The organism is Streptomyces kanamyceticus, from assembly GCF_008704495.1.
GTDB lineage: Bacteria > Actinomycetota > Actinomycetes > Streptomycetales > Streptomycetaceae > Streptomyces > Streptomyces kanamyceticus.
This window is the reverse complement of sequence record NZ_CP023699.1, coordinates 2,675,061-2,697,842: the sequence shown is the minus strand read 5'-3', so window position 1 is coordinate 2,697,842 and position 22,782 is coordinate 2,675,061. Positions and strand designations below refer to the sequence as shown.

Genomic DNA, 22,782 nt, shown 5'->3' with positions numbered 1-22,782 from the left:
CGTAGACTGGTGGGCTGTTGTCCGGCCGTTCCCCTTTTACGTTGTGGAGTCACCCCGCCATGCAGGCAGAACCGAAGAAATCGCAGGCGGGGAACTCGTCGGCGGCCACCTCCGAGGCGAAGGTCTCGCTGGTCGGCCAGGAGTACGAGGTGGAGGTCGGCCCCGTCGCGCACGGCGGCCACTGCATCGCCCGTACGGCCGAGGGCCAGGTCCTCTTCGTACGGCACGCGCTGCCCGGTGAGAAGGTCGTCGCGCGTGTGACCGAGGGCGAGGAGGGCGCACGCTTCCTCCGGGCCGACGCGGTCACGGTCCTCGACCCCTCCAAGGACCGCGTCGAGGCCCCCTGCCCCTACGCGGGCCCCGGCCGCTGCGGCGGCTGCGACTGGCAGCACGCCAAGCCGGGCGCCCAGCGCCGCCTCAAGGGCGAGGTCATCGCCGAGCAGCTCCAGCGACTCGCGGGCCTGACCCCCGAGGAGGCGGGCTGGGACGGCACGGTCATGCCCGCCGAGGGCGACAAGCTCCCCTCCGGCGAGGTCCCGCAGTGGCGCACGCGCGTGCAGTACGCCGTGGACGCCGACGGCAACGCGGGCCTGCGCCGCCACCGCTCGCACGAGATCGAGCCGATCGAACACTGCATGATCGCCGCCGAGGGCGTCTCCGAACTCGGCATCGAGGAGCGCGACTGGTCCGGCATGGAGTCGGTCGAGGCGATCGCGGCGACGGGCTCCCAGGACCGCCAGGTGATCCTCGCCCCGAAGCCGGGCGCGCGCCTGCCCATCGTCGAACTGGACAAGCCGGTCTCGGTGATGCGCGTAGCCGAGCAGGACGGCGGCATCCACCGCGTCCACGGCCGCCCCTTCGTCCGCGAGCGCGCCGACGGCCGCACCTATCGCGTCGGCAGCGGCGGCTTCTGGCAGGTCCACCCGAAGGCGGCCGAGACCCTGATGCTCGCCGTCATGCAGGGCCTCACCCCCCGCAAGGGCGACACGGCCCTCGACCTCTACTGCGGCGTAGGCCTCTTCGCGGGCGCACTGGCCGACCGCGTCGGCGACAAGGGCGCGGTGCTCGGCATCGAGTCCGGCAAGCGCGCGGTGGAGGACGCCCGCCACAACCTGGCCGCGTTCGACCGCGTCCGCATCGAACAGGGCAAGGTCGAATCGATCCTCCCGAAGACGGGGATCACCGAGGCCGACCTGATCGTCCTGGACCCGCCGCGCGCGGGGGCGGGGAAGCAGACGGTCCGCCACCTGGTGGGCCTCGGCGCGCGCCGGATCGCGTATGTGGCTTGTGATCCGGCTGCGTTGGCTCGGGACTTGGGGTATTTCAGGGAGGGGGGGTACAAGGTGCGGACGTTGCGGGCGTTTGACCTGTTCCCGATGACGCATCATGTGGAGTGCGTCGCGATCCTCGAGCCTGCTGAGAAGGGTCGCTGACCTGCGGTTTCGTCGAGTGTGCATGATGTGCCTTGTGGGTTTTACGGGCGATATCTTGATGCATATTCGACGTACGTGAGGCTCTTCTGACGCACGTTCTGATGTGCCGCCAGGCGGCTGTTCGCGTAGGCGACCTTGCGTCGGGTGAGGTCTGTCGGGGTTCCTTCTTTGCTATCTCTTGATGAAGAGCTGTCGTTTATGGCTGGGTTGGGTCTCAGTAGGAGCGGGGGCTCTGCAGGGTCTGGGCGTCGGCCTTGTGCCTACTGTCCGGCCAGACAACGTCGGGACACCCCTGGCCGACCCAGTCGAGTACGGTCTGCTGCCGGTCGTTGAGGACCTGATGCATGTGTCCTCCTGTGCCGCCCCGGGGGAGGATGCTCGTTGCTTCCGCGGGGATTCGGGCGCCATCAATCAGGCCGGACCGCGACGCCGTCGGGCGCGTGGGGCGGGGTGCGTTGGTGAGGGCGACTTGGGCGGCGTGGTATCCGCGGGGTCGTTCGGGAGAGACAGAGGCTCGACAGGGCTTGGCGGCTGGCCATCGACTGTGTCCATGCCGGGCAGGAATGCATGGTCCGCACCGGTGTGGGCGTGCTGGGCGCGCTCAGGTACTGGGAGGATATGGCGGCGGGTGAGTTCAGCGACGTCGATCGTGGGGGCGGCGACTATGCGGTCGAGAAGCTCTGCCTGCTGAGGTTCCAGGGTTGTGAGATGCCTGAGTACGGCTAGGACTTCGACGAGTTCCCGGCTCCATTCGGGTTCCCAGCGCTCGGGGCGTTCACGGTCGAGTTCGCTGGTTATTTTGCCGGCGGTGCGGTCGCTGCGGTAGGCGAGCCAGCTGTCGAGCACGTTGCGCCCGCCCGTGGAGTAGTCGCGCATGCGTGGAGTGACACCGGTGAAGATGCCGCCCTCGATAACGAGGTGCTGGCGTTCGACGTCGTAGTTGACAGCCGATGGGAGGCAGTCGGATGCGATCTCCCGGGCGTACGTGATCTCGGGGTGTAGGCGCCGCCAGCAGTTCCATGTGCCTGCCGGACGGCCGTCGTCGGGGTCGATACAGCGTGTGCCGAACGTTGAGGCCCACAAGACGTGGTGCCCAACGCTGATGGCCTCATGCCAGAGGTCACGGTCGGAGGTCAGGGGGACACGAACACCGAGGGAGTTGAGGTCATCCGCATACCGTTCGGTGAAGGCGGGGTGGGCAGTGACAGCGGCGATATAGGCGAGCAAGTCTTTGGGGAGGACTTGCTGGAGGCCGTAGGAGTTCGCGAGGTGGGGTAAGAGGCCCGGCGTGATGTTGGGGGTTCGGTCGGCGTGCATGAGTGGTAGGACACGGCCACCGTTTCCGTTGAAGTAGTGCATGTCGGGGACCAGGGCTGTGAAAAGCAGTCCCGCACCTGTCTGCAGGCGTTGGGTGTGCTGTTCGGCAACGAAGATTTGGCCGTCGATATCGGCTTGCCACAACTCAGGTCGGGAATAGTCGATGACGCGGCCGTCGGGTATGAGCCATTGGCGATCCAGGGCTCTACGGGCAATGCGTATCGGATTGGGACAGGGGCCTCGCTCGATGCGCAGGCGGATCGGTGGGTGGGGATGGCCCGGGATCTGGAGGGCTTCCTTGTCCAGGGTGCGGTCTCGGGTCTCTTTGAACAGTTCCTGTTTCGTCGCGGGGTCGCGTTCTTGGACGAGGCGGTTCCAGCGTCGTTGCAGGATGGTCTTGGACGGACTGATGACCCAGTTCCGGTTGGTCTTGATGCCAGGCTTGCACCAGGGCATTAGCTCGGTGAGGGCGGGGAAAGTGTCCCAGCCGCTCTGAGGAGCAGGCGTGAAAGGGGCGTGCTTGACAGACCGGGAAGTGCGCCAGCCGGGGCCGCTGATATGCAGGTTGTGCAGCTGCTCCTCTTTGCTCTGGCGGGTTCCGTGAACGGCTGCGTAGTGGACGGGTGCTAAGTCCTCCTGTCGTTTGCCTTGTCGGCGGACGAAGATGGCGATGGCCAACTCCTGCTGGACTCCAGGGAAGAAGCGGCTGTTGAGCGGAGGTCTCTTGGTCTCGGGTGTGAGGTCGATGACCCAACCCTCTGTGCAGGTGCATCGCAGGTAGGAACGCATGCCCTGGAAGCCAGCACTGCGGATGAAGCCGCCGGTGCTGACGAAGCAGACGACGCCGTGACGGTGATCGCCGTACTGGTCGAAGACTTTGTGAGTGGCCCAGCGCCAGAAGTAGGTGCACAGGCTCTTCAATTTGTTCTCGTACGCGCCTGCCGCGCCACGCAGCCGAAAGTCGTCCAGAGGCGGGGCGCCGCGACCCGGTGAGCCCTTCTCTATCCATCCGCCCTGGCCCTCTGCCTGTTCGCGATGGGGAGGATTGCCGATGACGACGGTGATGCGCTCGTTGCGCTGGATCGTGCTGGCTGCCTCAGCGTCATCACGTAGAGGCCCCCACAAGGCGCCGTAGCGATCGAAGAGTTCACTTGGTCGCCAGGGGTCGGCGAGAGTGTCGGCCAAGTGTAGGCGCATGTCACGCAACCGGACTCGGGCATTGAGGTGCCGGAGCATCTGCCCCACACGCATCTGAGCGACGGCAAAGGGACCCATCTGCTTTTCGAACCCGATCAGTCGGCTCGCGAGTTCTTGCACAGATTCGGCGCGGAAGCCTTCGTTGCCACCTTCGGACTGTTTGCTGGCGACGAGGTCGATGATGCCGGTGAGGAAGGTGCCTGTTCCCATCGATGGGTCGATGATGGACACACCGGGGTCAGCGAAGCCATCTGGGCAGTCCAGAGTGGTCGCCAGCACCTCATCAACCAGACGGATCATCTCTGTCACCAGCGGGGCCGGCGTGTAGTAGGTGCCAGAGTCCTTACGTAGTTCGGCGTCGTACTCCTGCAAGAAGTGCTCGTAGAGATGGATGTGGAAGCCAGGTTCGCCGACGAGGGCGCTTTTCCAGTCGATGGCGTCAATGACGCGGACGAGCATGTCCAAGCTGTCACGGAATTCACCCTCGACCTGATCGGTGAGGATCTGTAACGCGCGGCCCATGACGGAGTGCTCAGCCCCAAGGCGTCGGCCTACCTCGTGCAAGCTCATGCCGATCAATGCTTTGTCCTTGTCGCCAGCGGTATCTGAGCTAGCGAGCAAGAGGGCAAAGGTGACGGACTGGGCATATCGGTCAGCGAAGGTGGCACGCTTGTCCCGGCCGTCTGTGGTCGGGAAGAGGTCAACCTCAAGTGTGGAAGCCAGGTCGGTGAACGGGCGTTGATGGCGCGGAAGGATGGCTTCGGCATCGAGGCGATCGTGAACGGCATCACGCAGAAGAGTGCACAGCGGGGCGACTTGGGTGACCACTTCCCGCATTGACGTCAGTGGCCGGGGTTGCCAGCCGAAGAAGGCGACAAGCATGGCCTCGAAGGCGGCCCCACTGGCGGCAGGCAGCCGTAGATGGGAGCCAGCGCTGCGCAGATCTCCCTCGAAGTGGATGGTGTCGCCGTACTGCTGACCTGAGCGGTACATGATCCAGGTCTGACCGTTCGTGTAGATCAGGTTGGGCAGTTTAGCCATGCCCTCCCATTGACGACGGTCGCGCCGATTCAAGCCGCCGGGATGAATCGTGCTCTTGTCGGGGCTCTTCAGCTCGACGTAGCCGACGATGTTGCGCGGCAATTTCCCGATCCGCACTGCCAGGTCCGGCCGTATCCGGTGCGCGGCGATGGCTACCTCGGCGTGCAGGACCGCCTGCAGCCCCAACACCCCTGCCGAGTCGACTAGGAGGGTTTCTACCGCCCGGCGGATCGCGGCTTCCTTCTGCCCGTGCAGCAACGCCTGCTTACATGTCGCGCCGAATTCGCTGACGATGCTTCGAAACCGCTCCTTGCGCTGCATCCCGCCCCCTGAGGCCAGCACACGCCCGCATCTTATTCAACTTACGGTAAGCGTGACATCACTCCCCGTCGAGAGCGTGGCCTCGTCGATACGTCGAGTGCGCGTGCTGCCAGCGGGGGCAGGGTACGGATTGGTGCTGACTCTGACTGCGTCAGACCTTCTCAGCCACGACTCGGGCGTGGTCCGCGGTGAGCATGGCGATGTCCTCGACGTCAGTGGTCAGGATCGTGACGCGGCCAGGCTGAGCGAGCGCGGTGGCGCAGAGCATGGCGTCGATGGCGTACTTGTGGCCGTGTAGTCCGGTCGTGCGCAGCAGCGTCGCCGCAGTCTGGGCGGTGGCCTGGGTGACGGGCTCGACCCGCAGTCGGGACAGTGTCCATTTCAGTGCGGCGTCATTGATCCTGGGGTGGATCACCTCGACCAGCACTGCGGCCGAGGTGACGACGGGCCAGTCGGCGTCGCGGGCGGCAGTGAGCCACTCCTGGACTTCGCGGTCGCGCTGGACGGCTTTCGCCAGGCCCTCGCTGTCGAGGATCAGAGCGCCGCTCACGCGGCCGCACCGGCTCCGGAGGAGGGGGTGCCGGTGAGTCTGGCCCGCTTGGCGGCCACGGCCTCCGGATCGGCGGGGCCGTTGGCGCTCTCGAAGTCGGCGATCAGCTCGTCCAGGCTGTCGCGCTCGATCTGCCGCTGTGCGGCCTTCTCCAGGTAGGCGGACACGCCCCGCTTGCCGACCCTCTCCCGGATCGCCTGCAGGGTGCCGGCGGCGAGGGAGATGGAGATGCCGCTGCTGGGCCCGTCGCCGGGCAGGAAGTCAGTGCTGTCGTCGGCCATAATGGGAGTATGGCATTTCGAATGCTATACGGCGACACTCTGGCTGGTTCCCTGCTCGGGCCTGGGCTCTGTCGTCGCGAGCTGGAGGGGTGTCCAAGTCGGGTGGGTCGTGCGTCAAGGGATCGCACGTAGCGCCCGTAACGCATGTCGAACCCGGCCCGAATTGCTCTCAGTGCGCCGCTGACCTGCGGCTTTCTTTCACGTGTTTTTGATTCACATGTTCCCGATGGCGCATCATATGGAGTGCGTCGCGATCCTTGAGCCTGCCGAGGAGGGCCGCTGACCTGCGGTTTCGTCGAGTGTGCATGATGTGTCCCGGGGGTTTTCCGGGCGACATCTTGACGCATGAACGACGCACGTGACGCACATCCTGATGGGGCGTCAGGCGCTCGGTCTGCCAGACAGACGAGGTGGGGCAACATGAGCGAGCACGGCCGACGGCGGCGGCACCGTACGGTGGACCGGGTCGCTTGGATCCTGGAGGCCGCCGCTCGGGCGTCGGGCGGAGTGACCGTGGCCGAGTTGGCGCGGGCGGTCGGGGCGCCGGCGAGTTCGGTGCAGGATTTGGTCAACGGCCTTGTCGCGACCGGTTTCCTGCTGGAACAGCACGGGCGCTTCAGGCTCGGGCCCGCCCCGCACGTCCTCAACCTCATCGCCGGGCGGGTCGTCCCGCGGATCAGTCAGGCCGAGCTCGACGAACTGAGCCGCGTCGCGGGCACCCCGGTGCTGCTCACGGTGCGGGTCGGGCTCGACGCCGTGCACCTCGCGCGCGGTGGCGAGGACGAGATTCCGCGCCTCGTGCCGCTCGCCGACGAGCATGTGGCCCGGCCGTTGCTGCGTACCGCCGCGGGCCGTCTACTGCTGGCCTTTACCGACGAGTCGGAGCGTCGCGGGCTGCTCGACGAGCTCGCCCGCCATGATCCCGAGGCGGTCGCCGAGTTCCGCCGTGTTCTTCCGGCTATCCGTGCGTCGCGGATCAGTCGCAGCGAGGGGCTGGCCGATCCCGAGGTCAGCGCGCTCGCGATCCCCGTCACCGAAGGGTCCGTCGTCACGGGCGCCCTCGTGCTCATGCACCGGCGTCGCGGCCGCTCGGAGCGGCTGAGTCTGGACCGGGCGGCGGCCCGGCTCCTCGCGCACATCCAGGAGGGACACATCTAGGGGGGGTACGTCTAGGGGGGGCATTTAGGAGAGGTGGGCGTGACCTTCGCATCCGTTCACGGATATCCGTGAATCTGGGTGCTCCTGCCGTGCCGGGAACGAGCATCCCGGCATGACTTCGAACATGCTGACCACGACCGCGGCGGCGGCGGTGTCTACGGCGCCGCTGACGTCCTCCGGCGAGATCGTCTCCCGGCTGTTGCACGCCCTCGGTGACCCCGATCCGGCCCGGGGCGCCGAGGACATCACCGTCGTCGGAGCCGATCCCCTGGTGCCCTCCGTGCACCGCCTCGCCGATGCCATGTCCGCCGCGATCGGGGTCTTCGGGCGGCAGGCGGCGGCGGTCGGTGAGTATCGCGGCCACCCGCACCAGAGGGTTCGGGTGCAGGCCGGAGCCGCGATCGACCAGCTCATGGCGACCTATCACACGACGCTCTCGGGGCGCCCCCTCGGCACTCTCCTCGACGATCCGACGCTGCTCGGCAACAACGACTTCTACCGGGCACGCGACGGCCGGTGGATTTTCGTCATCACCACCTATCCGCATCTGCGGGACGCGGTCCAGTCCGTGCTGAGGTGCGAGCCCGACAAGGTGGGGATCGCGCGGGCCGCGGCCCGTTGGGACGCCTTCACGCTGGAGGAGGCCATCTGCGCGCGAGGCGGCGTCGCCTGCGTGGTGCGCGGTCGGGACGAGTGGCTCGCGCACCCCGCCGGGCGGTACGTCGCGCGGCGCCCGGTCGTCGAGATCGACCGCGTCGGTGACGGCCCTGTCCGGCCCCTGGAGCCGATCGGCGAGGCCGACGAGGCGCTCGCGGGCGTACGGGTGCTCGATCTCACCCACGTCATCGCGGGTCCCGTCGGGGCGCGGCTGCTCGCCCAGTTCGGCGCCGACGTGCTGCACCTGTCGCGTCCCGACCGCCCCGACCCGATCCCGATGATCGCGATGACCGGCGGCGGCAAGCGCAACGCCTACTGCGATCTGCGCGACGGTCGCGACCGTGCGGCCTTCCACGACGTGCTCCAGGAAGCGGACGTCTTCGTGCACGCCTACCGGGGACTCGCCCGGCACGGGGCGTCGACCGAGGAGCTCGTCCGGCGGCGACCCGGACTCATCACTCTCGAATACCACGCCTGGGGCGCCGAAGGTCCCTGGGGCGAACGCGGCGGATTCGACCAACTCGCCTGCTCCGCCACCGGATTCGCCGTCGAGGAGTGGACCGACCGGCCGTCGCTGCCGCCGACGTACCTGCTCAATGACTACCTCGCCGCCTACCTCGGGGCCGCCGCCGTGGCAACCGTCCTGCGCCGACGTGCGACGGAGGGCGGCTCCTGGCGGATCCGCGTGACCTTGGCCGGGGTGTGTCACTGGGTTCAGGAACTGGGGCTGCTGGCAAGGGAGGACGTACTCGACCTGCCCAGGCCGGGGCGTGCCCCGTTCGCGGAACTGTCCACGACCCAGACCGACTTCGGCCCGCTCATCGAACCGGCGACGCCGTTCGCGTACAGCGGGCGCACGGTCCCTCAGGCCGGTCGGCGGTCCCCGCTCGGGTCCGCCGCTCTTCAGTGGCGCTGAGCGCTCCCCCCTCGATACCCCAGGAGGCACCAGAAGATGTCCGAAAAGCCGAGCGGCCCGTCCGGCCGCGGGCTCCTCGCCGGAGTCCGCGTCATCGAACTGGCCAGCGTGATCATGGCCCCGTACGCCGCCCAACAGCTCGGCGACCTGGGCGCGGACGTGATCAAGGTCGAACCGCCCACCGGCGACATGACGCGTCACTACCCGCCACGGCGCCACCCCGGCATGGGCGGCCCTGCGCTCAACCTGAACCGCAACAAGCGCGGCGCCGCCATCGACCTCAAGGCCCCGCACGGCCGCGACGCCCTGCTCGCCCTGCTGCGCACCGCCGACGTCTTCATCACCAACCTGCGCCCGCAGGCCCTGGCGAAGCTCCGCCTCGGCTACGACGCGGTCGCGGCCGTCAACCCCGGCCTGATCTACGCCAACGCCCAGGGTTTCCGCAGCGACAGCCGCTACGGCACCCACGCCGCCTACGACGACATCATCCAGGCGGCCAGCGGCCTGGTCTGGCTCAACCACCAGGTCTCCGGCCAGCCCCACTACGTGCCCACCGTGCTCGCCGACAAGATCTGCGGCATGCAGATCGCCCAGTCTGTCCTGGCCGCGCTGCACTACCGGGAGCACGGCGGCACCGGACAGCACATCGAGGTCCCCATGGCCGACACCATGCTCGCCTTCAACCTGGTCGAGCACCTGGGCGCGGCCGCCCTTGAGGCCGATGGCGCGTTCGGCTCGGCCCGCTCGCTCAGTCCGCGGCGCCGCGCCCTGCGCACCGCCGACGGCTGGATGTGCATCCTGCCGCACAGCGACCGCAACTGGCGGGACTTCACCGCCTACGTCGACCGCCCCGAACTGGCCGCCGACCCGCGCTTCGCCACCGGACCCGAACGGGCCCGCAACGCCGACCAGTTCTATCCGCTGCTCGAGGAGCTGACACCGCTGCACACCAGCGCCGAGTGGCAGGAGTTCTGCGACCGGGCGGGCATCGCCGCCGCCCCCGTACTCGACCTGGAGTCCGCCGCCACCACCGCCTACGCCCAGGAGGGCGGCCTGCTGCGCGAGGCCGAGCACCCCACCGAGGGCCCCTACCGGGTGATCGGCCGCCCGGTCCGCTACTCGGCCGACCCGGACCCGGAGCTACGGCCCTGCCCTGCCATCGGCCAGCACACCGATGAGGTGCTGCGCGAAGCGGGTTTCGACCCTTCCCTGCTGCACCCCGCGGGCTGATCGGCATCCCTGACGAACAGTCAATTGGCCCTGACAGTAAGTTAATTCACCTACCCGGAGCGAATGAACCATGTCCCCTTCGATGTCGTCACCCTCGATGCCTTCACCGGTCGCCTTCCCCGATGTCGCCCTGCCCGAATCGGCCCGCCGCCTCCGCGGCGAGGTCCGCGCCTTCCTCGACGAGGAGCGTGCCCGCGGCACCGTCCTCGGCCGCCCCGACTCCTGGCTGGCCGGCTGGGATCCCGGCTTCAGCCGTCGCCTCGCCGAGCGCGGCTGGGTCGGCATGGCCCTGCCCACCGAGTACGGCGGCGCGGGCCGCGGCTTCCTGGAGCGTTACGTGGTGATCGAGGAACTCCTTGCCGCAGGTGCCCCGGTGAGCGCCCACTGGGTCTCCGACCGACAGGCCGGTCCTTCCGTCCTCCAGCACGGCACCGAGGAACAGCGCCGCTTCTTCCTGCCGAGGATCGCCGCCGGGCAGTGCTTCTTCTCCATCGGCATGAGCGAGAAGAGCAGCGGTTCCGACCTCGCCTCGGTCGCCACCCGCGCCGAACGCACCGCCGACGGCTGGCGGTTGACCGGCACCAAGATGTGGACCGGCGGCGCTCACGTCAACGACTACGCCATCGTCCTCGCGCGCACCGACGACGCCGAGGACAGGCACGCAGGGCTCAGCCAGTTCATCGTCGACCTGCGCGCCCCTGGCGTACGCGTCGAGCCGATCCGCCTGATGAGCGGCGAGCACCGCTTCAACGCCGTCCACCTCGAAGGCGTCGACGTCCCGGACGGCATGCTGCTCGGGCGGCGGGGCGACGGCTGGCAGCAGGTCACCGGCGAACTCGCCTTCGAACGCAGCGGTCCTGAACGCTACCTGTCCACCTTCCCCCTGCTGGTCTCCCTGCTGCGCGAACTGGAGCAGCGGCGCGCCACGGCCGAACAGCTCACCCAGGTAGGCATCCTGACGGCCCGTCTCCTCAGCCTCCGCCAGCTGTCCCTCGGGGTGGCCGCGGCCCTGGACGCCGGAGCCTCGCCCGACACCCAGGCCGCCCTGGTCAAGGACCTCGGCACCCGCCTGGAAGGCACGCTCGTCGACACCGTCCGCAGCATCCTGCCGACCCCGGCCGATCCGTACGCCACCCCGGGGAGTCACCCCGAACTGCTCGCCTTCGCCCTGCTGCACAGCCCCGGCTACACGCTGCGCGGCGGCACCAACGAAATCCTTCGCGGCATCATCACTCGCGGTCTGGAGCAGCACTCATGAACACCCGAACGATCGACACCCACACGGTCAACACCCACACGATCGACACCAGCACCCCGGTCATTCCCGCCGACGCCTACGACACCACCGCCTTCTACGCCGATGCGGACGCCATCGCCACCGTCACCAACCCCACCGCCCCCGACGCCGTGACCCTCCCCTCCGAGGACGCCTCCACCGCCGAACTCCTCGCCGCCGCACAGGAAGCCGGACGCCGCGCCGTCCCCGCCCCCCTCGCCGAGACCGCCCTGGTCGCCCGCCCCCTGCTGCGCCGCGCCGGACTCCCCGTCCCCGAAGGACCGCTCAGCTACGCCATCGCCCCCGAGCTGACGATCCGCTACGCACACCCGGCCGATTCCCCCGTAGGCTCGGCCGGCTGCCTGGGCGAAGACGACACCCTGCTGGTCACCGGCACCCTGCCCCGCGTCCCCTGGGGGCGCGCCGCCACCGCGGTGGTCGTCCTGGCCGCCGCCCCCTTCGGCCCCGTCCTGTTCACCCTCACCCCCGACCTGGCCGACCTCGCCCCCGGCGGCAACCTCGCCGAGGAACCCCGCGACGACCTGCACCTCGCCGCCCTGGAGGTTCCCGCCGCACAGGTTCGCCGGATCGCCCCCGAACTGCTCGACGAGGCCCGGCTCCGCGCGGCCCTGGCCCGCGCCGCCCTGATCGCCGGAGCCGCCGAACGCTGCGTCGACCTGACGGTCGCCCACACCACCGCCCGCACCCAGTTCGGCCGTCCGCTCAGCCACTTCCAGGCCGTCAAGCAGGAAGAGGCACGGCTGATCGAGGAAGCCGCACTGGTGCGCGCCGCCGTCCGGGCCGCCGCCGTCCCGCTGGACACCGGCGGCCCTGCCGTACGGCTCACCGTCGCCGCGGCCAAGACCCAGGCGTCCGCCTCGGCTGCCGAGATCGCCCGCATCGCCCACCAGCTCCACGGCGCCATCGGCATGACCCGGCTCCACCCGCTCCACCTCGCCACCACCCGGCTGTGGTCCTGGCGCGACGAGGACGGCGACGAGACCCACTGGGCACACTGCCTGGCCCGCCCTCTCACCGCTGCCACTCTCTGGCCCGCCCTCACCACCACACCCTGACGGGATCCCCCTGGCCGGATCAGCCTGACCGGATCACCAGGGCCGCCAATCGCCACAAAGCGCGCGAACTCGCCAGTAACCCCTGGCGATATGCTCGCTATCCTCGTCCTTCCGTTCCCGTCAGCCCGCCTGGAGAGTGCACGTACATGGAGTTCCAGCTCCTCGGAACCGTGGCGATCAACGACGGGGCGGGGCCCGTGCCGCTCGGGCCCGTCAAGCGGCGGAGTCTGCTCGCCATGTTGTTGCTGCGCGCGCCGGCCGCCGTCTCCGTCGACACGCTCACCGAGGTGCTGTGGGAGGACGAGCCGCCGCGGCACGCGCGCACCGTCATCCAGGGGCACGTCTCACGGCTGCGCGCGCTGATCGCCGAGACGGACCTGGCCGCGTACGGCGTCGAAGTGACCACGCAGGGGCGGGCGTACGCGCTGCGGCTGCCCGAGACGCTCCTTGACGTACGCCGTTTCGAGGACCTGGCCGCGCTGGCCCGGCGGCAGCGCGAGCCGGCCGACGCGGCGCTGATGCTGCGCGAGGCCCTGGCCCTGTGGCAGGGTCCCGCGCTCGGCGGGATCACCGGCACCGCCCCACTGCTCGCCGCCGCGAACGCGCTGGAGGAGAGCAGGATCGCCACGGTCGAGCAGCTGGCGGCCACCTATGCGGTGCTCGGCGAGCACGACCGGGCGGTGGCGCTGCTCGGCAAGGAGGCCGCGACACATCCGCTGCGCGAGCCGCTGATCGCCGCGCTGATCCGGGCGCTGAATCGCGCGGGCCGCCAGTCCGACGCCCTGGAGCAGTACCACCGCACCCGCGAAGAGCTCGCCGACGCGATGGGCGTCGACCCGGGGCCCGTGTTGCGAGAGGCGTACGAGGAGGTCCTTGAGGTGACGGCCGGAGCGGGAGGGGAAGAGGGGGCCGCGGCGCGGCAGGCACCTGGGCGGACCCTCGTGCGGGACCCCGAGGCCGCCCCCGACCTGCTGCCGCGCCCGCCCCGCGGATTCCACGGCCGCGCCCCCGAACTCGCCGCGCTGACCACCACCGCCACCGTCACCGAGACCCCCATCGCCTTGGTCACGGGACCCGCCGGGGTCGGCAAGACCTCGCTGGTCGTGCACTGGGCGTACGCGCACGCCGACGCCTACCCCGACGGCCGGCTCTTCGCCGATCTGCGCGGGCACAGCGGCACCGATCCCGCCCAACCGGCCGATGTCCTCCGGGAGTTCCTGCTCGCCCTCGGAGTGCAGGCCCCGGCCGTGCCCGACTCGCTCGACGCCGCGGCGGCTCTGTTCCGGTCCCTGGTCAAGGACCGGCGGCTGCTCGTCGTCCTCGACAACGCCAAGGACTCCGCCCAGGTCCGCCCTCTCCTGCCCGGCGGCCCGGGCTGCGCCACCGTCGTCACCAGCCGGACCCGGCTCGACGCCATCATCGCCTCGGACTGTGCGACGCCGGTCCCCGTCGAAGTGCTCGACGAGGACGACGCGGCCCTGCTGCTCGCCGAGGCGCTCGGCCCCGACGCCTCCGACGAGCGCGCCGTTCGCGAGGTGGCCCGGCTGTGCGACGGCCTGCCGCTCGCCCTGCGCATCGCCGCCGCCCGACTCAAGGGCCGTCGGCACTGGACGGTCGCCGACCTGGCCGTCGAACTCGCCGACGAGGGCGCCCGGTTGACGCTCCTGTCCGCCGAGGACACCGGAGTCGAGGCCACCCTGCGCGCCTCCGTCGCCCGGCTCGCGCCCGCCGACGCAGGGCTGCTCGGCGCGCTCGGCCACTCCTTCACCCGCGAGAGCGATGCCTACGCCGCCGCGGCAGCCGCCGGCGTCCTGGTCACCGAGGCCCGCGCGGGCCTGGACCGGCTCGCCGCCGCGCACCTGATCCAGGAGACCGCGCCCGGCCGCTACGGCCTGCACGACCTCGTACGTCTCTACGCGCGCGGACTGCCCCGCACCGAGGAGGCCGACGCGATCACCCGGCGCCTCGTCGACCACTGGCTGCGCGCCCAGCTCGCCGCCGTGGACGTCTTCGACACCGGCGGCTACCGCACGGTGCCGCCGCCCGACGGTTTCGAACTCTGGCCGCCCGTACCGGAGTTCACGGACCGGGACGCGGCGCTCGCCTGGTTCATCGGTGAGCAGGAGTCGCTGGTGGCCGCCGTGTCCGCAGCCGCCAGGATCGGCGACGACGAGCGGACCTGGCGGGTCGCCGCCCTGCTGTGGCCGATGGTGCAGTGGCGGCCGCACCCCGGCTGGCAGCTGCCGCTGAGCATCGCCCTCGCCGCCGCCGAGCGGGTCGGCAGCGCCGAGGGCATCGGACGCCTTCGCGCCACGATGGGCATGCTGCTCGTGGAGACCGGGCAGTTCGCCCGGGCCGAGGCGTATCTGACCGGCTCGCTGGAGCCGCTGCGTCGCGTCGCGCCCGAGGTCGCCGCCCACACCCTCGTCCTGGTCGGCCTGGTCCACCAGCGCCTCGGCGACGCGGACGGTGCGCTCGACGCGCTGGCGGACGCCGTCCGCACCGCCCGCGCGATCGACCACCCGACGGCCGCCACCCTGGAGCACTACCACGCCACCCAAGTCGCCCTGACCGCAGGCGACTTCACGGCCGCGGCCCGGCACACGGCACGCTGCCTCGACACCATTCCCGAAGGTGAGGTCGCCGGATGGCGGCCGCTGATCTGGGAGTCGTACGGCGTCGCGCTGCACCACAGCGGGCGGCACCAGGAGGCCCGCGACGCGCTGCTCGCCGCGCTCGGGGCCACCGAGGAAGAGGACCTTCCCGCCCGTACCGTGCGCGCCCTGGCCCGGCTCGGGGAGATCGCAGCGGTGCTCGACGGGCCGACCGAGGAGGCCGTGTACCTGGCCAGAGCGGAACAGGTCGAGAAGTCCCTTACGCGACCCCTTTGACCTGCGACGACACTGCCGCCGCGGACATTAGCCGGGTGTTAGCGGAACGGCAGCGCGAGGCGGCAGGCTGAGGTCGTACACCAGAACCACCACCATCGGGGGACACCACCATGCGTACAGCCCTGCGCAAGAAGTCCACGCTCGCCGTCGCCGCCGTCGCGGCCCTCACCCTCTCGCTGACCGCCTGCAACGACGGCAGCGGTACGAAGGACAGCGGCGCAGCCGACTCCACCAACTCGGCGACCGCCTCTACGGCGCCGGACAACTCATCGGAGTCGAGCGGAAGTTCGGCATCCACCGACGGCAAGCCCGAGGCCGAGGCCGGCGGCGACAAGAGCGACACCGGCTCCGCCGACTCCGGCGGCGCCTCCGAGCAGGACGGCACCAGCACCGGCGCCGACGGCGAAGGCGTCAACACCGGAGGCGGTGAGGGCACGTACACCGGCACGCTCACCTACCTCGCCGACCACAAGATGATGGTCGGCGACCAGGCCTTCCTCATCGACGACACCACCGCCATCCTCGGCGCCGCGGCGATCTGCGGGGCTCCGGACGGCAGCGTCTCCGCGGACAACACCGGCGCGGGCACCCTCAAGTGCACCTACGACGACCTGGTGAAGGCCGCCAAGACGGGCAGCGTCAAGGTGAAGGTCCTCAAGGATTCGGACGGCATCGCGGTGAAGGTCGCCGAGATCTACCACCCGTAACCGGCAGCCGACGCCAGGCTCCCTGGCCGGTCCCCCGGAGCGGCGCCTGCCCTCAGTCGAGCCGGTCGAGGTAGTGCAGGACCGCCAGGACGCGCCGGTGCTGGGACTCGGTTCGGGGGAGGTCCAGTTTGTCGAAGATCGCTGCGGTGTGTTTTTCCACCGCCCGGCGGGAGATGCCGAGCGCGTCCGCGATGGCCGCGTTGGTGCGGCCCTCGGCCATCGAGGACAGCACCTCGTGTTCCCGTTCGGTGAGGGGGGAGAGGGACTCGGCCGAGCGGCGTGCGGACAGGAGTTGGGCGACCACTTCCGGGTCTAGTGCCGTGCCGCCGTCCGCCACCCGGTGCAGCGCGTCGACGAACTCGGCGATGTCCACGACGCGTTCCTTGAGCAGATAGCCGAGTCTGGCGAGGCCGCCCGCCGCGAGCCGGTCGGCGTAGCGGGTCTCGACGTACTGGGAGAAGAGCAGTACGCCGAGGTCCGGATGGCGCTCGCGGAGTGCCAGTGCGGCGCGCAGGCCGTCGTCGCGGTGGGTCGGCGGCATCCGGATGTCGGCGACCACGGCGTCCGGATGCTGTTCCTCGACGACGGTGACCAGCGCCTCGGCGTCACCGACCGCGGCGACCACGTCCAAGCCGCGGTCGCGCAGGAGCTGCACGAGGCCCTCGCGGACGACGGCCGCGTCCTCGGCGACGACGATCCGCAGCGGTTTGGCGGGTGGCATGGAGTCTCCAGTCTCCCCTGGTTCGGATGGTTCGGATGGTTCGGAGATGCGCCGTGCCCCCCCGTCAGGGTGCCCGATGCGGCGTCAGATCCTTTGTGCGGAAAGGTAGTTCTACGGTGATGGTGGTGGGGCCGCCGTCGGGGCTGGCGATCAGCAGTCTTCCGTCCACCGTACTGACCCGCTCGGCGAGTCCGGCGAGGCCGGTTCCGCCACCGCCCCGTGTCGTGCCACGGCGGCGCGGGTGCGCGCCGCCGTGGCCGTCGTCCCTGACGGTCAGCGTGAGTACGGCCCCGGCGTGCGCGGCGTCGACGTCGATGCGCGCGACGATCCGGACCGCGGTGGCTCCCGAGTGCCGGGTGGCGTTCGCGAGCAGTTCGGCCGCGCAGAAGTAGGCGATCGACTCGATCGCCTCCGGTGGGCGCAGGGGCAGCTCGGTCTCCGCCGTGGCCGGGATCCCGGCCCGGGCGGCCAGGGTCTCCAGGGCCACGTCGAGACCGTCGTTGAGCGCCGGTGGGTGGATGCCGCTGATGAGCTCCCGCAGTTCGCCGATCACGGTCTTGGACTCGGCGAGCGCGGTGTCCACCAGCTCGCGCCCGGAGGCGAGTTCGGGCTCCGTACCGGGGAGCCTGGCCAGCTGCTCGCGAGCCCGGGCGAGCGTCATCGCCACCGCGATCATCCGCGACTGGGCGCCGTCGTGCAGGTCGCGCTCGATCCGGCGGAGGGCGGCGGCGGAGTCCTGCACGGCGAGCGCGCGGGTGTCCTCGAGGACGTGGACGCGGGCGTCGAGCTTGCCGGGCCCGAGCAGGGCGCGGGCCATCGGCCGGACGGCCAGGTCGAGCAGCCACCGGGTGCACCAGGTGGAGATCGCCATCGGCAGGAAACCGGCCAGGCAGGTCAGCAGTGCGGTGGGCCAGGTGTCCAGTTGTACGCCGCCGAAGCCGAGTCCGAGACCGCGGTGGCCGTCGTCCGCCGGGACCAGCCGCCACCAGATCGGGTAGGTCAGCGCGATGAGCCCGTACAGGCGGACCGTCGCGAACAGCATGACGAGCAGCACCCCGACCGGCAGGTAGGCGAGGGTGAAGGCGGCGGAGCGCCAGCCGTCGGGGTCGGTCAGCGCGGCTCGGGCGCGCACGAGCAGCTTGCCGCGCGGCTGAGGCCGAGGCCGCGGGGGCGGTGGCTGGATCCGCTCGCCCAGCAGCCCGCGGAGCAGCGCGCGGTGTACGGCCCCGGCGCCGCGTGCCGCGAAGGGGACGCCGATCAGCAGCACGGGGCCGACCAGGACCACCGAACCGAGCAGACCCGCGGCGAGGATCCCGAGCAGTACGACCCCGCAGATGAGCCCGGGCAGCGGGGCGAGCAGCGCGTACGTCGCCTCTCCCGGCGTGCCGAGGACCGTGCGGAACAGGGCCCGGGTGAGGTGCCACAGTCGGTGAGGTCGATGGGTTCGTCGGGGTCGCTTCCCCGAGGTCGCGGAGCACTACTGGAACATGTACACGAGACGTGATCGCGTCGAGCAGTTCCACCCCGAGTCGCAGACTCCGCGGGTCGCGGCGTAACAAGGATTACGCCAGCGTCACCGGATGCCCGATGAGCGTGCGCAGCGCCTCCTGGGACGCCGTGTCCGGTTCGGCCGCGAAGGTGACCAGGGACTGGTCGGGCTCGGTGGGCAGGGACAGCGTCTCGTGGTTCAAGGTCAGCTCGCCCGCGAGGGGGTGGCGCAGCCGCCGTACGCCGTGAGCGTGGTCGCGCACCTGGTGTTCGGCCCACAGGCGACGGAACTCGGCGCTGCTGACGGACAGTTCGGCGAGCAGTGTGCACAGGCGGTCGTCGCAGGGGAAGCGTCCCAGGTCCATGCGGAGCGCCGCGACGGTGTCCCGGGCGGCCTCCTCCCAGTCGAGGTGCAGCTCGCGCATCACGGGGTGGCGGAAGTGGAGCCAGGCCACGTTGCGCTGTGCGGTGGGCAGGGCGTCGAAGTCGACGAACAGGGCGCGGGCCGGGCGGTTGGCGGCCAGGACGTCGAGCCTGCGGCCCAGCACGTAGGCGGGTACGTCACCGACCGCGTCCAGGAGGATGCGTACGCCGCCGCGCACCGGTTGCGGCGTGACCGAGTCCAAGCTCGGCTCCGATTCGTTGCCGCGCAGCGCCCGCGTCAGGTGGCCCAGGTGCGCCCGCTCGGACGCGTCGAGCCGCAGCGTACGGGCGATGGCGTCCAGGACCTGTTCGGAGACGTTGGGGGAGCGCCCCTGTTCGAGCCGCACGTAGTAGTCGACGCTGACTCCGGCCCGCTCGGCCAACTCCTCCCGGCGCAGGCCGGGAACGCGGCGCCGCCCGCTGAGCGGACGTACGCCGAGGTCCTCGGGCTGCACGCGGGCTCGGCGGGACTGCAGGAACGAGGCCAGTTCGGTGCGGAAATCCATCCCTCAAGTGTCCGTCAAGCCTGGTACTGCCAGACCCAGGGTCAGCCGGAGCCCTGGGTCACCTCGGTTCGATCGACCAGAGTCGAGGGCGCAAGACATCGCACCACGCGCTCTCGGAGATCACCATGACCACAGCAGCAACGCAGTCCCGCTCGTCCGTCCGCCCCCTCGCAGGCCGGGTGGCCGTCGTGACGGGAGCCTCCAGCGGCATCGGTGAGGCCACCGCACGCCTGCTGGCCGAACAGGGCGCCCACGTCGCCCTCCTCGCCCGGCGGGCCGAGCGGCTGACCGGCCACGTGGCGCGGATCGAAGCCGCGGGCGGCCGCGCGCTCGCGGTACCGGCGGACGTCGCCGACCCCGCCTCGCTCACGGCGGCCGCCGAGCGGATCCGGGAGCGTATCGGCCGCGTCGACCTGGTGGTCAACAACGCGGGCCTCGCCCTCCCCGACCTGCTCGGCCGGGGCGCCGAGAGCAACTGGCAGCGCATGATCGAGGTGAACGTCTCCGGCGCGCTCTCCGTCGTCACGACGTTCACGCCGGACCTGATCGAGGCCGCGGCCGACGGCGGCCACGCGGACCTGGTCAACGTCTCGTCCGCCGCCGCGCAGACGGTCCTGCCCGGCTTCGCCGGATACGCCGCGACCAAGGCCGCCGTCAGCCACTTCTCCCGGAACCTGCGCGCCGAACTCAGCCCGCACCACGTCCGGGTCACCACGATCGAACCGGGGGCCATCGACACCGAGCTGCGCGATCACCTCGGCGACCCGGCGATCAGCGCCGCCGTCGAGGAGGCGGTGGGCTCCCTCGGCGACCTGCCCACCGGAACGGACGTCGCCGAGGTGATCGCGTTCGCGGCGAGCCGCCCGCGCCACGTGAACCTGTCCCTGCTCTCGGTCCTGCCGACGTTGGAGGCGTGAGTTCCCTATAGGAGTTCCCTATGGCGGCTGCTGATATTTCGTCTTTGCCCCTCGTGATTTGCCGGAACTACCGTGAGGCGCATGACTGATATCGGAAATGGAAACGGAAACAAAACGGGAATTGGCGTGCGGGAGCTCGCGGGGAAGCGGGCCCTCGTCACCGGCGGTACCCGCGGAATCGGCGCGGCCGTCGTACGTCAACTCCTCGACGCGGGCGCCGAAGTGCTCACCACTGCCAGGTCGGCGACGAGCACCGCACCCGAAGGCGCCGAATTCGTTGCGGCCGACGTGCGGACCCGGGCCGGTGCGCAGGCGCTCGCCGCGGCCGTGCGCGAGAGGTTCGGCGGGGTCGACATCCTGGTCCACAACGCCGGTGGCGCGGCGCCGCACGCGGGCACTTCGGCCATCTCCGACGAGGAGTGGCAGGACGCGCTCGACCTCAACTTCCTGGCGTCGGTGCGGCTGGACTCGCTGCTGGTGCCGGGAATGCGGGAGCGGCGTTCGGGGGCGATCGTGCACGTCTCGTCGGCCGCGGTCCTCACTCCGGTGGCGCCGTTCCTGCACTACGTGGCGGCGAAGGCGGCGCTGGAGGCGTACAGCAGGGGACTGGCCCTTGAGCAGGCCCCGTTCGGGATCCGGGTCAACACCGTGTCCCCCGGCAGGGTCGCCACCCCCGGTGGCGAAGCGACCCGGGAGGAGTGGGCGCGCCTGGACCCGGCATCCGGCGGGGACGGCACCCCCACCGTGCCGCCGCTGGGGCGCGAGGGCCGACCCGACGACATCGCCGACGCGGTGCTGTTCCTCGTGTCCGACCGGGCCAGCTGGCTCACCGAGAGCAATCTCATCGTGGACGGCGGTGAATTCCCCAGGGGCTGATTCCAGGGGATGACACCGGCAGTGATTTCTTCGGGCGTATCGCCGATTCGCGAGAGAGATGAGTGAGGGGTTCTGACATGGGCGAGAACGTGGGCAAGGATATGGGCAAGAACGTGGGCAAGGATATGGGCAAGAACGTCGGCAAGTACAGCGGTAAGAATGCAGTGATCACCGGTGGCGGCAGCGGCATGGGATTCGCGATGGCGCGCATGCTGGTGGACGGCGGAGCCCGCGTCGTGATCACCGGTCGTTCTCAGGCCACGCTCGACGCCGCGCGGGAGCGGCTCGGCGAGAACGCGGTGGCCGTACGGGGTGACGTGGCCTCCCTGTCCGACCTGGACGTGCTGGCCGAGCGGGTGAAGAGCGAACTCGGCACGGTCGACGCCCTGTTCGTCAACGCCGGGATCACCGCTCTCACGCCCTTCGAGTCGACGACCGAGGAGACGTTCGACGAGCTGTTCGCGGTCAACGTCAAGGGCGCCTTCTTCACTGTGCAGAAGCTCGCCCCGCTGCTGAGCGCGGGCGCCGGCGTCGTCCTCACCACCTCGATCGCGAACACCATCGGCATGCTGGAGACCAGCGTCTACGCGGCCGGCAAGGCGGCGCTGCGCTCGATGGCCCGCAGCCTCTCGCGTGAGCTGCTGCCGCGCGGGATCCGTGTCAACGCGGTCAGCCCCGGCCCCATCGACACGGGAATCCTGGAGAGCACGCTGTCCCCGGAGGCCGCCGAGCAGTTCAAGGCCGAGCGGGTCGCGGACAATCCCATGCGGCGTTTCGGCACCAGCGACGAGGTCGCCACGGCGGCCGCGTTCCTCGCCTTCGACGCCACTTACACCACCGGCACCGAATTCGCCGTGGACGGCGGCGCCACCCAACTCTGAGTGGAGAAGACGGCGGACTCGGGCCAGGTTTCCGTGCGCAGGAGTTCGAGCAGGGCCCGCTGTGCCGGGCCGGGGCCCGGCCGGACCACGGCGATGACGGGCTGGTGCACGGCCGGAGACACCGGGCGCACGAGGTGTTCGTGGCCGTGGGGCACGGCGGAGGCCGGGACGAGCGTCACCCCGAGGCCCTGGGCGGCCCAGCGCACGGCCGTCGCCGTCTGGGAGACGCGGGCGGCCGTGGCCGGGGCCAGATCGTGCTTTCCCAGCACGTCGACGAGTACGGCGTCCAGCGCGCTGTCGCGGTCGAACCTCACCCACGCTTCCCCTGCCAGCTCGCGCAGTTCGACCCGTTCCGCGGCGAGCAGCGGGTGTCCGGGGGCGAGGGCCACGACGAACTCCTCGTCGCCGAGGTGGTGGGCGTCGGAGGGGCTCCGCTCACAGGCCGCCATGAGGGCGAGGTCGACGGCGCCCCTGCGGCACAGCCGGTCCAGTTCGGCGGAGCTCGGCTCCTCGAAGACGGTGACCTCCAGGCGCGGGAACCGGCGACGCAGCGTGCCGAGCGCACGCGGCAACTGCCGGGTGCCGAAGCCGATCTGCGCCGCGACCGCCAGCTCGCCCACCAGGTCCTCGGCACCGGCCCGCGCAGTCTCCCTCGCCTTGCGCGACGCGCTCACCGCGACCTCCGCCTCCCGCAGGAACGCGCGGCCCACCGCGGTGGGCACCAGGCCGGACGGCGTACGGGCGAACAGCTCCACGCCGAGTTCCCGCTCCAGGCCGCGGATCTGCTGGGACACCGACGGCTGCGCGACGTGCAGCACTTCCGCCGCCGCCGTGACCGAGCCCTCCTGGGCGACGGCCAGGGCGTACTCGTACTGACGAAGGCTCATTGGCTCCCGCCCCCTCTCTGTCTCTCTGTCGT

Annotated in this window: 19 protein-coding genes; 11 read left to right on the top strand and 8 right to left on the bottom strand. The window is 70.5% G+C overall.

Going from position 1 to position 22,782, the window contains the following annotated elements; translation table 11 throughout:
- Positions 1–59 precede the first annotated feature (59 nt).
- On the top strand, positions 60–1,433 hold the full coding sequence (locus CP970_RS10660; protein ID WP_055550989.1) for a class I SAM-dependent RNA methyltransferase: 1,374 nt from the start codon (positions 60–62) through the stop codon (positions 1,431–1,433).
- 214 nt (positions 1,434–1,647) lie between these two features.
- On the opposite strand, the gene CP970_RS45510 is transcribed toward CP970_RS10660, so the two are convergent.
- The 4 genes from CP970_RS45510 to CP970_RS10645 all read right to left on the bottom strand — a co-directional run bounded on the left by CP970_RS45510 (position 1,648) and on the right by CP970_RS10645 (position 6,140).
- A complete protein-coding gene (locus CP970_RS45510; protein ID WP_263406793.1) occupies positions 1,648–1,779 on the bottom strand; it encodes a hypothetical protein in 132 nt (43 codons plus the stop codon).
- Between the two features lie 65 nt (positions 1,780–1,844).
- Positions 1,845–5,309 (bottom strand): type ISP restriction/modification enzyme, encoded by a 3,465-nt coding sequence (locus CP970_RS10655; protein WP_150493231.1) that lies wholly within the window; start codon positions 5,307–5,309, stop codon positions 1,845–1,847.
- 151 nt (positions 5,310–5,460) lie between these two features.
- A complete protein-coding gene (locus tag CP970_RS10650) occupies positions 5,461–5,859 on the bottom strand; it encodes a PIN domain-containing protein (RefSeq protein ID WP_055550985.1) in 399 nt (132 codons plus the stop codon).
- Positions 5,856–6,140, bottom strand: a complete 285-nt coding sequence (locus tag CP970_RS10645; RefSeq protein WP_055550983.1) for a hypothetical protein — start codon at positions 6,138–6,140, stop codon at positions 5,856–5,858. The genes CP970_RS10650 and CP970_RS10645 overlap by 4 nt, the downstream gene beginning before the upstream one ends.
- A gap of 420 nt (positions 6,141–6,560) precedes the next feature.
- Between CP970_RS10645 and CP970_RS10640 the strand changes: the two genes are divergently transcribed.
- From CP970_RS10640 to CP970_RS10610, 7 genes are all read left to right on the top strand, one after another.
- Positions 6,561–7,298: a helix-turn-helix domain-containing protein gene (locus tag CP970_RS10640; protein ID WP_063806164.1), complete on the top strand. Its 738-nt coding sequence runs from the start codon at positions 6,561–6,563 to the stop codon at positions 7,296–7,298.
- A 112-nt stretch (positions 7,299–7,410) separates the two neighbouring features.
- A complete protein-coding gene (locus tag CP970_RS10635; protein WP_055550979.1) occupies positions 7,411–8,871 on the top strand; it encodes a CoA transferase in 1,461 nt (486 codons plus the stop codon).
- Between the two features lie 36 nt (positions 8,872–8,907).
- Positions 8,908–10,101 (top strand): CaiB/BaiF CoA transferase family protein, encoded by a 1,194-nt coding sequence (locus CP970_RS10630; RefSeq protein WP_055550977.1) that lies wholly within the window; start codon positions 8,908–8,910, stop codon positions 10,099–10,101.
- Between the two features lie 97 nt (positions 10,102–10,198).
- The gene (locus CP970_RS10625) at positions 10,199–11,359 is read left to right on the top strand and encodes an acyl-CoA dehydrogenase family protein (protein ID WP_055550975.1); all 1,161 of its coding nucleotides are present in this window, start codon (positions 10,199–10,201) and stop codon (positions 11,357–11,359) included.
- The gene (locus CP970_RS10620; RefSeq protein ID WP_150493229.1) at positions 11,356–12,453 is read left to right on the top strand and encodes an acyl-CoA dehydrogenase family protein; all 1,098 of its coding nucleotides are present in this window, start codon (positions 11,356–11,358) and stop codon (positions 12,451–12,453) included. The genes CP970_RS10625 and CP970_RS10620 overlap by 4 nt, the downstream gene beginning before the upstream one ends.
- 146 nt (positions 12,454–12,599) lie before the next feature.
- The gene (locus CP970_RS10615) at positions 12,600–15,344 is read left to right on the top strand and encodes an AfsR/SARP family transcriptional regulator (RefSeq protein ID WP_055545035.1); all 2,745 of its coding nucleotides are present in this window, start codon (positions 12,600–12,602) and stop codon (positions 15,342–15,344) included.
- A 110-nt stretch (positions 15,345–15,454) separates the two neighbouring features.
- The gene (locus CP970_RS10610; RefSeq protein ID WP_055545036.1) at positions 15,455–16,051 is read left to right on the top strand and encodes a hypothetical protein; all 597 of its coding nucleotides are present in this window, start codon (positions 15,455–15,457) and stop codon (positions 16,049–16,051) included.
- Positions 16,052–16,103: 52 nt separating this feature from the next.
- On the opposite strand, the gene CP970_RS10605 is transcribed toward CP970_RS10610, so the two are convergent.
- The 3 genes from CP970_RS10605 to CP970_RS10590 all read right to left on the bottom strand — a co-directional run bounded on the left by CP970_RS10605 (position 16,104) and on the right by CP970_RS10590 (position 19,189).
- Positions 16,104–16,772, bottom strand: coding sequence for a response regulator transcription factor (locus CP970_RS10605; protein ID WP_224058356.1), 669 nt, complete (start codon positions 16,770–16,772; stop codon positions 16,104–16,106).
- 64 nt (positions 16,773–16,836) lie between these two features.
- Entirely contained in the window at positions 16,837–18,132 is a 1,296-nt protein-coding gene (locus tag CP970_RS10600) for a sensor histidine kinase (protein WP_224059206.1), read from the bottom strand.
- Positions 18,133–18,334: 202 nt separating this feature from the next.
- Entirely contained in the window at positions 18,335–19,189 is an 855-nt protein-coding gene (locus tag CP970_RS10590) for a helix-turn-helix domain-containing protein (RefSeq protein WP_055545038.1), read from the bottom strand.
- 125 nt (positions 19,190–19,314) lie between these two features.
- On the opposite strand from CP970_RS10590, the gene CP970_RS10585 reads away from it, so the two are divergent.
- The 3 genes from CP970_RS10585 to CP970_RS10575 all read left to right on the top strand — a co-directional run bounded on the left by CP970_RS10585 (position 19,315) and on the right by CP970_RS10575 (position 21,863).
- Entirely contained in the window at positions 19,315–20,106 is a 792-nt protein-coding gene (locus CP970_RS10585; RefSeq protein ID WP_055545039.1) for an SDR family oxidoreductase, read from the top strand.
- 81 nt (positions 20,107–20,187) lie between these two features.
- Positions 20,188–20,982, top strand: coding sequence for an SDR family oxidoreductase (locus CP970_RS10580; protein WP_055545040.1), 795 nt, complete (start codon positions 20,188–20,190; stop codon positions 20,980–20,982).
- Between the two features lie 125 nt (positions 20,983–21,107).
- Positions 21,108–21,863, top strand: a complete 756-nt coding sequence (locus CP970_RS10575; RefSeq protein ID WP_055545044.1) for an SDR family oxidoreductase — start codon at positions 21,108–21,110, stop codon at positions 21,861–21,863.
- Here the strand turns inward: CP970_RS10575 and CP970_RS10570 are convergent.
- Positions 21,812–22,750: a LysR family transcriptional regulator gene (locus tag CP970_RS10570; RefSeq protein ID WP_055545041.1), complete on the bottom strand. Its 939-nt coding sequence runs from the start codon at positions 22,748–22,750 to the stop codon at positions 21,812–21,814. The two genes, CP970_RS10575 and CP970_RS10570, sit on opposite strands and share 52 nt — an antisense overlap.
- Positions 22,751–22,782 lie beyond the last annotated feature (32 nt).

Excerpts from the sequence above, each read along its gene's own strand:
- CP970_RS10660 (WP_055550989.1), top strand. The coding sequence starts at position 60 with ATGCAGGCAGAACCGAAGAAATCGCAGGCGGGGAACTCGTCGGCGGCC.
- CP970_RS45510 (WP_263406793.1), bottom strand. The coding sequence starts at position 1,779 with ATGCATCAGGTCCTCAACGACCGGCAGCAGACCGTACTCGACTGGGTC.
- CP970_RS10655 (WP_150493231.1), bottom strand. The coding sequence starts at position 5,309 with ATGCAGCGCAAGGAGCGGTTTCGAAGCATCGTCAGCGAATTCGGCGCG.
- CP970_RS10645 (WP_055550983.1), bottom strand. The coding sequence starts at position 6,140 with ATGGCCGACGACAGCACTGACTTCCTGCCCGGCGACGGGCCCAGCAGC.
- CP970_RS10640 (WP_063806164.1), top strand. The coding sequence starts at position 6,561 with ATGAGCGAGCACGGCCGACGGCGGCGGCACCGTACGGTGGACCGGGTC.
- CP970_RS10635 (WP_055550979.1), top strand. The coding sequence starts at position 7,411 with ATGACTTCGAACATGCTGACCACGACCGCGGCGGCGGCGGTGTCTACG.
- CP970_RS10630 (WP_055550977.1), top strand. The coding sequence starts at position 8,908 with ATGTCCGAAAAGCCGAGCGGCCCGTCCGGCCGCGGGCTCCTCGCCGGA.
- CP970_RS10625 (WP_055550975.1), top strand. The coding sequence starts at position 10,199 with ATGCCTTCACCGGTCGCCTTCCCCGATGTCGCCCTGCCCGAATCGGCC.
- CP970_RS10620 (WP_150493229.1), top strand. The coding sequence starts at position 11,356 with ATGAACACCCGAACGATCGACACCCACACGGTCAACACCCACACGATC.
- CP970_RS10615 (WP_055545035.1), top strand. The coding sequence starts at position 12,600 with ATGGAGTTCCAGCTCCTCGGAACCGTGGCGATCAACGACGGGGCGGGG.
- CP970_RS10610 (WP_055545036.1), top strand. The coding sequence starts at position 15,455 with ATGCGTACAGCCCTGCGCAAGAAGTCCACGCTCGCCGTCGCCGCCGTC.
- CP970_RS10605 (WP_224058356.1), bottom strand. The coding sequence starts at position 16,772 with ATGCCACCCGCCAAACCGCTGCGGATCGTCGTCGCCGAGGACGCGGCC.
- CP970_RS10590 (WP_055545038.1), bottom strand. The coding sequence starts at position 19,189 with ATGGATTTCCGCACCGAACTGGCCTCGTTCCTGCAGTCCCGCCGAGCC.
- CP970_RS10585 (WP_055545039.1), top strand. The coding sequence starts at position 19,315 with ATGACCACAGCAGCAACGCAGTCCCGCTCGTCCGTCCGCCCCCTCGCA.
- CP970_RS10580 (WP_055545040.1), top strand. The coding sequence starts at position 20,188 with ATGACTGATATCGGAAATGGAAACGGAAACAAAACGGGAATTGGCGTG.
- CP970_RS10575 (WP_055545044.1), top strand. The coding sequence starts at position 21,108 with ATGGGCAAGAACGTCGGCAAGTACAGCGGTAAGAATGCAGTGATCACC.
- CP970_RS10570 (WP_055545041.1), bottom strand. The coding sequence starts at position 22,750 with ATGAGCCTTCGTCAGTACGAGTACGCCCTGGCCGTCGCCCAGGAGGGC.